Origin of the sequence: Sphingobacterium sp. (assembly GCF_039596235.1) — a bacterium.
GTDB lineage: Bacteria > Bacteroidota > Bacteroidia > Sphingobacteriales > Sphingobacteriaceae > Sphingobacterium.
Genome location: NZ_JBCNKE010000010.1, coordinates 69,923 through 81,970, shown reverse-complemented (window position 1 = coordinate 81,970; position 12,048 = coordinate 69,923). Strand labels below are relative to the sequence as shown.

At 38.1% G+C, this 12,048-nt stretch carries 12 protein-coding genes; 6 read left to right on the top strand and 6 right to left on the bottom strand.

Going from position 1 to position 12,048, the window contains the following annotated elements; all coding sequences use genetic code 11:
* Nucleotides 1-121: 121 nt before the first annotated feature.
* Entirely contained in the window at nucleotides 122-1,288 is a 1,167-nt protein-coding gene (locus ABDW32_RS19295; protein ID WP_343565358.1) for an FN3 domain-containing metallophosphoesterase family protein, read from the bottom strand.
* A gap of 350 nt (nucleotides 1,289-1,638) precedes the next feature.
* Here ABDW32_RS19295 and ABDW32_RS19290 point away from each other — a divergent pair, with 350 nt between their 5' ends.
* A complete protein-coding gene (locus ABDW32_RS19290) occupies nucleotides 1,639-2,088 on the top strand; it encodes an SRPBCC domain-containing protein (protein WP_343565356.1) in 450 nt (149 codons plus the stop codon).
* Here the strand turns inward: ABDW32_RS19290 and ABDW32_RS19285 are convergent.
* From ABDW32_RS19285 to ABDW32_RS19275, 3 genes are all read right to left on the bottom strand, one after another.
* Entirely contained in the window at nucleotides 2,073-2,480 is a 408-nt protein-coding gene (locus ABDW32_RS19285; protein WP_343565354.1) for a hypothetical protein, read from the bottom strand. The two genes, ABDW32_RS19290 and ABDW32_RS19285, sit on opposite strands and share 16 nt — an antisense overlap.
* 475 nt (nucleotides 2,481-2,955) lie before the next feature.
* Nucleotides 2,956-4,188 (bottom strand): hypothetical protein, encoded by a 1,233-nt coding sequence (locus tag ABDW32_RS19280; RefSeq protein ID WP_343565352.1) that lies wholly within the window; start codon nucleotides 4,186-4,188, stop codon nucleotides 2,956-2,958.
* Between the two features lie 80 nt (nucleotides 4,189-4,268).
* Entirely contained in the window at nucleotides 4,269-5,171 is a 903-nt protein-coding gene (locus tag ABDW32_RS19275; RefSeq protein WP_343565350.1) for a DUF6528 family protein, read from the bottom strand.
* Nucleotides 5,172-5,334: 163 nt separating this feature from the next.
* On the opposite strand from ABDW32_RS19275, the gene ABDW32_RS19270 reads away from it, so the two are divergent.
* The 3 genes from ABDW32_RS19270 to ABDW32_RS19260 all read left to right on the top strand — a co-directional run bounded on the left by ABDW32_RS19270 (nucleotide 5,335) and on the right by ABDW32_RS19260 (nucleotide 7,769).
* On the top strand, nucleotides 5,335-5,889 hold the full coding sequence (locus tag ABDW32_RS19270; protein ID WP_343565348.1) for a hypothetical protein: 555 nt from the start codon (nucleotides 5,335-5,337) through the stop codon (nucleotides 5,887-5,889).
* 150 nt (nucleotides 5,890-6,039) lie between these two features.
* Entirely contained in the window at nucleotides 6,040-6,486 is a 447-nt protein-coding gene (locus ABDW32_RS19265; RefSeq protein WP_343565346.1) for a nuclear transport factor 2 family protein, read from the top strand.
* Between the two features lie 146 nt (nucleotides 6,487-6,632).
* Nucleotides 6,633-7,769: a hypothetical protein gene (locus tag ABDW32_RS19260; RefSeq protein ID WP_343565344.1), complete on the top strand. Its 1,137-nt coding sequence runs from the start codon at nucleotides 6,633-6,635 to the stop codon at nucleotides 7,767-7,769.
* 70 nt (nucleotides 7,770-7,839) lie between these two features.
* On the opposite strand, the gene ABDW32_RS19255 is transcribed toward ABDW32_RS19260, so the two are convergent.
* Both ABDW32_RS19255 and ABDW32_RS19250 read right to left on the bottom strand, forming a co-directional pair.
* Complete coding sequence (locus ABDW32_RS19255) at nucleotides 7,840-8,601, bottom strand: hypothetical protein (protein WP_343565342.1); 762 nt, start codon at nucleotides 8,599-8,601, stop codon at nucleotides 7,840-7,842.
* A gap of 53 nt (nucleotides 8,602-8,654) precedes the next feature.
* Entirely contained in the window at nucleotides 8,655-9,170 is a 516-nt protein-coding gene (locus ABDW32_RS19250) for a GNAT family N-acetyltransferase (RefSeq protein WP_343565340.1), read from the bottom strand.
* Nucleotides 9,171-9,935: 765 nt separating this feature from the next.
* On the opposite strand from ABDW32_RS19250, the gene ABDW32_RS19245 reads away from it, so the two are divergent.
* Nucleotides 9,936-10,541, top strand: a complete 606-nt coding sequence (locus ABDW32_RS19245) for an RNA polymerase sigma-70 factor (RefSeq protein ID WP_343565338.1) — start codon at nucleotides 9,936-9,938, stop codon at nucleotides 10,539-10,541.
* Nucleotides 10,542-10,644: 103 nt separating this feature from the next.
* On the top strand, nucleotides 10,645-11,820 hold the full coding sequence (locus ABDW32_RS19240) for a FecR domain-containing protein (RefSeq protein WP_343565336.1): 1,176 nt from the start codon (nucleotides 10,645-10,647) through the stop codon (nucleotides 11,818-11,820).
* Nucleotides 11,821-12,048 lie beyond the last annotated feature (228 nt).

The window sequence follows — 12,048 nt, the reverse complement described above, 5'->3', positions numbered from 1 at the left end:
TACAAAAATCAAATGTAATCTGCACTTTCTTCGATAAGTCGCCCCTCAGGGAAATTCCATGCTATAAAATAGCCATAATCCATTTGGATTATGGCTATTTTAACAAGCAGGCTAATCAGCATTAATTTAGCGGTTTGATCAGGACCTGATCTACTATTTTTCCTTGCTGGTCAAGTACTTTAAATATTCCTTTTTCATTGTTTATATCAACCCGAAGTACATTATTGTTCGAGTTTACAATAATTGGGAAATGGATAGCATTTGTTGCATCTTGGATTATATGTTTATGCAGATGGCCCGATAACATGATCTGCGTTCCTGCTTTATTTAAAATGGGAACAAATTTTTCAAGGATTTCCTGTTCACCATGCCAGCCACCGAAAGGAGGCATATGACAGATCACTACTTTGTACTTGGCATCTTTGAAAGACGGATCTTCAACTGCACGGGCGAGCCATGCCGCCTGTTCGGATCTATAATTGTCCATCTCCACGATACCACTGTATTCTATATCGGTATCGGGTTTATCTTCACCGCAGTCCAGTACGATGAAGCCGGTGTTACCATGTCGGAATTGATAGTATAGTTTACCGGTTGGGGTAGGAAAATATTTGGGGTATTCAATCGCAAAAGGACCACGGGTTTCGTGGTTTCCACGTGAGTAGAACATCGGTTTTTCACTTGCAAATCTTTTGATGGCGGTGTCCATAAATCCCTCGTACATTTGTTTTTCGCTCAATAGGTTATTTACCATATCACCATTGAAAATTACAAAATCGCTAGTCTTTAAGTTGCCGATATCCAGCAGCTTATCCAATACCTCATTACGTTCATGGATATCGTTTACAACGGTGAAATGGGTTGATGCGGCATTGCCCAGCGTTTGAAAAGACAAGGGTGCCTGGCGGTAGACATTGCTGGCGGCCACTTTTCCATATTGTACATTGACTCCCTCATGTTTCAGTACGTGCTGACTGTATACACGGTAACGATACCTTGTTCCCGGTTTTAGATTGGTCAACCTTACCTGATGCAGGGTCCCCACTTTTTTAAAACCGTAAGCCGAGGCAAAGTACTTGGTTCTTTCTTTGAAATAAAAATGACTTGAATCATCTGGTGCCAGTTCTACCCATCCCGTTGCGGGTTTGTCTGTTGTCCAGATGATGGAAACCTCCTGTTCGGTCAACCCTTGTATAAAAGGAAGATGGGTTATTTTGATATCCTCCTGTCCAATCGCAAAGAAACTATTGAACAAAAATAATGTGAGGAGTAGATGCAATCGTTTCATATGAATATATTAAGGTTTAAGTGGATAAATTATTCTCTTTTAAATCATCACGTAAAATAGATAAAAATAAGGAAAAAGCTTGGGACCTTTTCGCAACAATAATGTTCCAAATGGAGAGAAACTCTTTAGAAGTTTTAAAATAGATGAGTTGCAGCTTAACAATCAGATATTTAAGATGATAATTGTTTTGTTGCGCATATTGTTTTTTTTCAAAAAGAATAAAATCCAGATATACTTTCTTCTTGAAAAGGGGGCTGTCATCCTAGTAAATTATCTGAAAACTTGCCCTATGCAAAGCGAAAGTAAAATATGTATTGATAAATTCGTATAACGCTAAAAACAGTAATTTTATGGAAAGCTATACCTGTAATATCATGCTGAAGACAACAGCAGATCATGTATTCGATGCCTTAACCAAAGCCATACCAAGTTGGTGGACTGAAATGTATGAAGGTCATTCAGATAAACTAGGTGATTATTTTATCGTTCATTTTGGCGATCCTGTGTACAAAAAGATGCAGGTTGTGGAATTAATAGACAACGCAAAAGTAGTCTGGTTCGTAGAAGACTCGCGGATAGCGATCCCGGGATTAATAAACCAAACGGAATGGATCGGCACCAGTATCATTTGGGAAATCATCGAAAAAGGAGATTATGTTGAGGTAAATCTGACACACAAAGGCTTACTTCCCACTATCGAATGCTATGCGGTATGTACCGATGGATGGAGACAGTTCATCGCGAGTTTAAAGCTATATTTAGAAACGGGTAAGGGCACTCCGTTTCAGTCAGCGGATTGAGTGCACGCAAATTCGTCATGAAAGGAAAAGTAATAATGTGTATAGTCTGTCAGCATTTCTTCCACTGAATTGCCCCAGTCATACGACTGACCATAGTATTTTTTTTCATACTGATATCTTTCCATCAGCCATCTGGAGTTTTCAACACGGTAAATCCAGGTACCGGGCTCAAAGTCTTCCCAGTTTTTTCTGGGGTCCTGATATGGAGGAATCTCTCCACGGCAGATTTTGATACCATCCATCTTTTGTATGGTGATGCGACCAAACTGTTCATCCTCCGTTTCAAAGCAGATAGAAGTTCCATTTTCGTCGTATAAAACAGCGGGACTTAGTACCAGATCTGCTATGATGGGCACTTTAATTACTTGGATATAGGGGATATGCTCAGCCATAAACTTTTTTTTTCAGATTTCTAAAAAGATTTTTAATGTTTTACCTCCCTATTTCCTGCATTCACCGAGTTTTTATAGCTGTTGACCTAAAGTCCATCGGCTAGGGAGCTTTTCTGTTCTAATTTTGGATCAACAGATTAGAAGAACGAACCGTCGTCAGTATAGCTAACGATGCTAACGGTAACTTCATCACAAATAAAAGGGAAATTATTCAGATGAGAAGCGAATATAACAAGATTAACAGGAAAAATTGACCACAATGCAATTTACAGGTTTTATCAGGGCAGATCTCGAGTTTTTGGTCGATGAATGTTGAATTGGAAAGTGCCCAGGTCAGTAAATGCATGCAAATAAGACAAAAAGTTAAAGACTAGTGGTGAGTCATGTTAGCTCATAGCCTGACTACTAGTGAATCATAAGTTTATAAGTTTAGTTTAGAAGCCACGTCGTGAGATGTGGCTTTTTTTTTAAGTTTTTAATCGGCAAGCTGGATATGTTCTTTTTTTACAATTTTATCGTTCAAATTTTTGAATTCCAGTATATATTTTCCCGGTCTTAAATAAAGTAGTTCCGTTGTTTTTTTTATGAAAATCTGGTCGGCCGGTATGCGGTGCCCCGGTTTTTCGCGTGCATAGAAGGCCTGTACAAAAAGTCCTTGCTCTTTTTTTCTGGTCCGCAATGTGACCGCCTTTCGGAGCCCGCCGACCGTTAAATAACTTGGTCGTTTATCCGGCACCAAATAGCGAGGGTAAAATATAGAAATGTCAACAAATTTATCATGCCATACTGTGTCATTTTTCAAAGCAACAACAGGCTCATTGAACGAACCAAATAGATTTACTGTCCGGAATTCTGCAGTTTCAAGCTCGGGGTGATATTGTTCGATATGTTTGCTTTGTGAGATCGTTAAAGGATTAATATTGGTCATTTCTCTAAAAAAATGTGCCATTTTTCTCCAATTGTTCTGAGTTTCTTCCTGTATATGATCATAGCCCGCGTAAACAAGTATTTTAGCGTCAGGATCGTTTTTTAGAACGTTGGCGAGGTTGGCCGCTTGTAAAGAATCCCGCATTCGGAGCGTTGCCGTATTTTTGTCGGCTTCATATTTTATGAATATAAAGTGCTGCTTTAGGGCTTCACGGATCATTTCTGCAAACAGTGGCTCGCGACTATAGAACCCTGTTGTGTCTGTAACCTGTTGTGTTATATTTATGCTATCATCCAATAGTGTTTCAATAGCGAGATATTTAAAGCCCAGTTGACGATATCCTTTTAATAATTGTAAGACAAAAGCGCGGTGATATGGAATATTGTGCGCTTCATTGATCATGACAACCTGCTCTCTTTTTGATCGTTGCAAAATGTAGTTTTTGGCGTCGACAAATTGATGCTGTTTATAAAAAATAGTATCATAAGTGATCTTATATTCGGAGATCCATTTGGCATATTGTTGATCCCAATAGAACCGCGATTTTTCATAATCTCCGAGAGCAGCATAGTGTGAGGACAATAGCTGATAAAAAAGAGACCTGGCCCTATCTTCCATACTGTCTACAGCAAGTTTATTGAGTTCCTGTACGACAAACTGGTAGTTCTCGGGATGATTATTGGCGATCTGATCATGTAATGCAAATAATTTATTGATCGTGAGCTGTCCATAACTCCACTGAACAGTTATAATGAATAATAAAATGAGATAAATCCTCATAACTAATGTTTTAGTTTTGTATAACTAAGATATTAGTTATAATCCGAATTTCAAAGCCATGTCGCTATTTTACACGCACCTTAATAACAAACACGTACTTTATAAAGCTTTAATGTCGGTATATGTACTTTTTGATTCGGACTGGTTGCGTATATATTAAATGTCCACCAGCTTTCTTCCGCTTTGGTATATACGAGACGGTTTGTTTTTGCATTCCAGTTGACAGATTTTATATGATGTGTGTCGGCCAGGGGAATGAATGGGTTAAATTTTCTTTCGTTTATGGAAAAAATAGCCACGGCCTCTGTAGAGGAGACTAGAAGACGATCGTCGTCTATTAAGGAAAGATCGTGTCCGCCCTGTCCTGGGATTTTTATTGTATGGACAAGAGTTAAACTGTTTTTAGCCTCCGTCAATGTATACGTTCGCAGATCGTCATAACCAAGCACAAATAATTGCTTTAATTTGTCGTTCCAGACTACGCCATGCCCCGAATAGAGGCTGTCTTTGTAGATTGGTCTTTCCGGCTGCTCCAATCGATAAAGCTCCAAGGAGTTTCCTTGGGGATGAGTTGAGTTTGCCACAGCCACAAGGTTGCCCGGTAATAGGTCTGCTGAATGAGCCATAGGTGTCTTCGCATAGAACTCAATTTTCTTATCGGCGATATTTAATAAACAGGTTGCTCCCGTGGATGATGTAATCAGGATTTTTTTATTCGCAAACACGGGTTTGCATTCATCTATTGACTTAAAATAGTTGCCATATTCCTTCGGTATCTGATCCGCACTTTCCTTGAACTGCCATTTCCAGATCACTGCTGAACTATCTGAGCTGATTGCCGGGTTAATAATAAGCACCTGGTCATCCCCGCACGCGATCCAGTATCCTTTGGGAATCTGAGTCAATTGTTGGCCTTTGATCAGATTAGGTAAGATTATGATCGTCCATAGCAGGAAGGTACAAAGTATTTTAACCGGTTTCATTTTTCGCTCTGTTTTAAATTCGTATTTAAAGTTAACCACATACATTGTTTGAAAACGAATATGATCATAAAAATAGTTAGTTTTATTTATAATCATTGAGATACTAACTATGAAAGAGACTTATTTTTTGTGTTTGAAGCCATATACAAGTGATATTTTGTTAATGGAATCTTGTTGGAACGAAATTATTGCATCATATTCTGATCAGCGAAGGAGCTATCATACGTTGATACATCTACAGCATTTTAGTGATCAGTTGAATCTTTGCAAAGATCAATTGTCAGATTATCCCACAGCATATCTAGCAATGATCTATCATGACATCGTCTATTTTACGATGGATGGTACGAATGAAGAAAAGAGTGCAATCGTAGCTGCAGGCCATCTAAATAGATTGCATTATCCGGCAGATTTGATTAGCTTGTGCAGCGAGATGATATTAGCCACAAAGACTCATGCCGGCAATAGTTCTTCTGATATAAATTACTTTATAGATGCTGATATGTCAATATTGGGGGCTGATGAGGGATCTTATGCAAAATATGCCGCTGGCATTCGTAAAGAATATGGAGATTCCATTTATTTTGATCGTGGAAGGAAACAGATTCTGCAGCATTTTCTCAATATGGAGAGGATCTTTAAAACCGACTTATTTTTTGATAAATATGAACAACAAGCTCGTATAAATATTCGACGGGAGATTGACAACTTAAGCTGAACCTCTTATCTCTAGGTTATTTACCTCCTCATTTTTGCCATTCACCGAGTTTTCCAGTTCATTGGTCTAAAGCCCGTAGGCTAGAGAAGTATTGTGTCGTAGTTTTGAATCAACAAATAAAAATACATCAACATATCCAATAAACACAATATGAAAACGCTAGTAAAAACATTCGCCACAATAGCCTTAATCGCGGTAACTACTTTGACTATGGCAACTGAAAAAATAACCAGAAAATCAGACAAAGCTTTAATAAACCTTTCTACGCCAGAATTTGCACTTGATCATTATGTCGCAGTGACTACAAAGGGCGAATCAGCAGGAATAGAGCAATTATTTACCGACGATTTTAATCAGAAGATTCAATCTAAAACTGCACTAACAAATAGCCGTAGTGAGGTAATCAAATTTTTCAACAAACAAAGAGGAGAGAAGTTGAACTGTAATGTGAGTGCACAAATCATTGAAAAGTCAGCAGATTATATGGTTGCAAAAGTAACCATGAAATTTGAGAATTTCACGATGACAGACCTCGTAACTTTGGTCCGTGAAGGCGATAGCTGGAAAGTGGCCAAATCTATTAATTCGTATAAATAAGCAGGTTGTTTAAAATAATATATATGTTGGAAAGCCATATCGCAAGATGTGGCTTTTTATTCGGTTCGACTTGTTTATGACATATGTATTTCTTTTATAACATTCTCGTATATAGTTTTTTAGGGTGTACTTATCCAATTTAAAAAATGAAAATTTTAATTGTATTGATAGTCTTATTTTCTTTCCAGAAATCAACTGCTCAATCTTACGAACAATTGATGGATCTGGCTGCTACACAAATTAAATTAGAAAAATATAATCAGGCTCTACTGACTTTTCAAAAAGCCTTTAAGAAGGATGAAGATAAAGGAAAATATGATTATGCAAATGCCTCTGTTGTGGCTCTTCGTTGTGGTAAAATCGACATGGCTATTGAATGGTTAGATGAAGGGCTTAAATTAGGTTTGGGTGATAATGAACAAGAGTTGTCCTATTTTAAAAATGATTCCATATTTAAATCAATAATAGACAATCCAACATTTAAAAGAATCTTGGTGAACATGGAAGCCCGAATTCAGGAAAAATATAAGTTGGACAAAATTTGGCAAGAAGAAATTCTAACGAATGCAATCTCAAGAAAACAAGCTCCCTATCAACTTGCGCAACCTGGTTTTGCGTTGTATCATATTCAGCTAGTTGAACATACAATTCCCTATCTTGTATTTGTGCCTAAAGGTTATCAGTGTGATACACCAATAAGGACACTTTTTTTCCTACATGGAGGAGTGAGTGCTCATGAAGCTTCGTTAACAGTAGACCCTCAGACGCGGTTTGAACCTATTTTTACAATTGGCGATAACACCAATTCGATTATTGTATATCCTTTTCAGAAAGGGAATCCAGGATGGAAGGATTATGATAAGTGCTCTGCGCTTATTTCGGCAATATTGGATGAAGTTAAGTTGCGGTATCATATTAATACCAATTCGATCTATTTGGGAGGATTGTCACTAGGAGGAAATATCTGTTATCGGTTTGCTCAGGAACAAAATACTCCATTTAGCGCATTTTATACTTTATCGGCAAGGCCGAAGGTCACTGATTTTGAATCCAGAAACGGATTTCATGCGCTTGCTAACCCTATTTACTCGCTACATGCTAAAGATGACAGCGTTTATACCTATGAAGACCTCATGAAAGTATACCAACAAGTTGAGAAACAGACTAAAAATTGGATCTTAAAATCTGTGGAAAATGGAGGCCATGGGTTTTCATATTTACCTGCAGGTAAAAAGCCGACTTTGGAATTTTTCAGAATGATATTCAATAAAGAAGAGGAATAAATATAAGGTATCATATTTGAATGGTATTCATATGGTATGTTACTAACTACTAAGTTAGCAAACAGTCTTTTTAATCTGCTATTAATGTGCCGTGTTGGCTCAAGATCTTTCGGTTATCCTTTTCCACATCCAGGGTGATATCTGCTGCATTTTTTTCGGCAAGAATATTCCGGTATACTTTGTAGCTATAATTCCTGTTTTTAAAGGTAATGACATGGTTACCGCCACTTCCATTAAAATCCAGTTCGCCATTATTCAGGATGATATCAGGTTGCGCGTTTTCTTTGCTCCCGATTTTCCATGAAGCATATCGGTATTTACCGTTGGTGAGTTCGTCTATTCTGATGCGGTATTTTTTAGTTCGTATCGTATATACCGGATTTTTAAATTCCTTTAAAGAATGGTGGATATGATCCTTCTGTTGTTGGATCAATGTTTGTTTTAATTGCTTTTCAACAGGACTCTGATAGTTTACAGCCGTTATTTTTCCTAAATCGCTATCGATCCATACAGCACCATGATCAAGCATGATACCCCGCCATCCAACTTCAGTCCATTGCTCGGTTGTTGAACCGGCGATCAGATCAATAAGTGTTTGATCAAAAATCTCATGAGACCGTTGTTTAAATTCCGTTGGGTTTTTGATGTCCGGAATAGGATTTTCCCGCTTCAATGGGTATTTTATGATCGTTGAAATATCATCAAAGTTCTTTTGCTTAAATAGCGAGATAATATGGCTGATCCTGGCTTTTTTTGACACGTCAATTTCAGTGTGCTGTGCGTAGCCAATGCTATAAGCCAGTAGCAATATAATTAAAAAGCTGAATTTCATCCTTTGTTTTCCGTATGTATGCCGTTATGAATTTACTGAATTATATTAGTTGATCAAAAAGCATTTTCTGGCTCCGTTTTATTTATTTCATAAACAACAATATCCAAATTATCCCGATCGATTTTATCCGGTAACAGTTTAAAACCCACTCGTTCGAGAAGTCTCCGGGATGCTGTGTTTTCGCGATGTGTATGTGCTTCAATAACTTCAAAGCCAGCTTTATTGAAAGCATAATCTAGCATGGCTTTTACAGCTTCGCTCATCAATCCTTTACCCTGAAATTCTGGCAGCAGCTCATAACCTATTTCTGCATAATTTATACTTCGGTCAATATTCCATAAGGTGATTGTTCCAATAAATTCATTCCGCTCCAGGGTACGGATCGTGAAGTAAAAATTATTTTTTATGACGAGCGCTATAAACTGCCTGATGTCGTCGATATTTTTATTGACATCTCTTTGGATGTACTTGGCAACTTGCGGATTGGTTCTGAGATGATATAGATCTTGAAGGTCGGATAGTTCGATGGGTTTCAGTAATAGTCTGTCAGTTAGTATCTTAGTTTCCATGTCAAGCCGGCTTATAAGGAATAAAGTTAGTATAAATAAAATGAGAAATGCTAATTCACATTGATTTTATTCCAATGAAGTCTATTACGGATAGCGTAGCTACGATTATATTTAAACCTGAGGGGTTTAAAAGTTTGGTAAGAGCTTAGCGGGACAAAAAATTATTTAAGCCTCGTGAGACCTGGCTTTTTCTGGTTTTTAAGGAAACAAGTTGAAGATTGCTTACTAACTAATACTAATTTTATGGGTATATTATTCGAACTTAAAACAGACTTTATATGCTTTTATCCGAATGAAGTCCGAATGAGGTCCCTATAAAGTCCCTATGAAGGTACCAGATCATATGAACCAATTCATACGTTGTTACCTCCTCATCTTCCGTCAAAGTTTAATCTGTAACATTTATGAAAGCGTAAAAAAAAGCAAATGTCCATCCTTTTTTTATTTTCTTCTGAAATAAGCAAAACCGTTTTAGTTTTTTTATATTTGTTTTATCCGGTCTTATGGAATATCAATAAAAAAAAGAGGCCTGTTGGAAACTTAATTTTTCGGAATGCCAACACCATTTTATTGTCGGGTTTTTATGGCGATAATTAATTTATTTATTGAATGTGACCTCAGACGGATAATGGATAACCAAATACGATAAAACTATAGCGTTTTTTACTTTTCAACGAAGGGGATAGTTCTTGCTATTTTGTCATAACGATGATAGAAAGGTCCGGGATTTGGTGATTCATTTTTTTTATTTTCACCGGAGTGACAATGTATAAACCGAGATATGATCATATTGAAGAAAAGGAGATGCTGTTGGCCTTGCGTTCGGGCTGCCAAACCGCTTTTCGCCAAATTTATACCTTGTATAGCGGTCGGATCTATCTCAACATTCGTAAAATGGTCAAATCCGAACAGGATGCTGCTGAGCTTTTACAGGAAGTTTTTATAAAAGTATGGGATAAGCGGGAACTGATTGATCCCGAACAGTCTTTTCGATCCTACCTGTTTAAGATTGCTAAATACACCGTATATAATTTTATCCGTAAAAATAACCTGGAGAAGCAGGTTCAAGCCTACCTTAGTCTCCACAATACACAGTTATACAGTCATGTGGAGGAACAATTAGACGAAAAACAGGACGAACAATGGCTGTCCCAAACAATAGAAAAGCTTCCGCCCCAACGGAGACTGATCTACAGGTTATGTAAGATCGAAGGCAAAAGCTACGCTGAGGTAAGTGCTTTATTAAGAATATCGACTTCTACAATCAATGACCACATTGTAAAAGCCACAAAATATATCAAAGAAAGACATGCAATTTTGGATAAGCCCGCGCTGTTAATAGCCTCTTTTATCCTACTCCAGCATCATTAAGCCTATTATTTTCTTTAAGCTGAAAAAATATAAAATAAAATTGCGAAGGGAGCAGATGATCCTTGCTTCTGAAGTGTATTAGCTAAAAAGAGGATAACCAATTGTGGAAAAAGAAATACTTCAATATACTTTAAGACAGTATATACATGGGGAGCTCAGTGAGGAAGATTCCCGCGCCTTTCTGTCTTATATAAAATCTGGCGAAGACCGAACGCTGCTACAGGAGCTGATCCAAGAAGTCCTGGATGACCCGGTTGATCAGAACCTGCTTCATGATCCCGAAGTCCTGCTGGTATTGGATAATACATGGGAACAGCTCCATGCACAGATGAATAAACCTCAAGTGAAATCATTCCGGCCATGGAAACGTATTGCTGCTGTTGCAGCTACCGTTATTGGGATATCCTTTGCTGGCTGGTGGTTTTTTGACGGAACTGACAATACCGTATCCCAGCAAACGCAGCATGAGAAATTGATATCACCTGGCATGCAATCTGCGACTTTAACCCTTGCAAATGGCAAACAGGTTCGTCTACAGGAAATCATGGATGGACAGATTGCAGCTGAAATGGGGATCAAGATCTCTAAAAGTAGTGATGGACTGTTGATTTACGAAGTGGACAAAAATGCGGGCGATGGAGCCGGCAATCATATCTTATCGACTACCAAAGGAGAAACCTATCGGATTAAACTTCCGGATGGCACGCAGGTGTGGCTCAATGCCGCTTCATCCCTTAAATATCCGATGCGGTTTGCGCTTCAGGGGAAAAGGGAAGTGGAATTGACCGGAGAGGCCTATTTTGAGGTAGCAAAAGATCCCAAACACCCTTTTATTGTCAAGGCTTCCGGTCAGCAGATCGAGGTATTGGGTACCCATTTTAATGTAAATAGCTATACCGATGAACCGGCCTTACGGACGACCCTCTTGGAAGGTAGTGTCGAAGTCTCTTCCAGCAACCAAAAATTGCGCTTGCTCCCGGGACAACAGTCCAGTCTCAATGCCAAAGGTATACTTCAAATACAACAGGTGGATACAGCTCCGATCGTTGCGTGGACCAATCATGAATTTATGTTTGATCAGGATGATATCGAAAGTGTAATGCGCAAAATAGCACGCTGGTATAAAGTGGATGTCGTCTATCAGGGAAAAAAGACAAGCGAAAAATTCGGAGGGGGGATCTCCCGTTTTGATGATGTAAAGCAAGTCTTGAAAATGCTTGAAAATACGGGGGCAGTCCATTTTCGGATTGAAGGGAAAACCCTCTATGTTCTTCCTTAATTATGTGTAAATAATTGAATTATAAATACCTAAAGAAAAATAAACCGATGAATAGAACTATAAAAAACGAATAGTCACAATGGTGGACTACAAGAGAGCAACCAGGATCCCGGGGGATCTGGTTGCTGTTTGGGACAATTAAATTTTAACTATCCAATATGCACTATATTTCTGTTTTGGACGACTCGAATATAGTGCAATTCAAACCTTGCAAATGTATCAAAATTA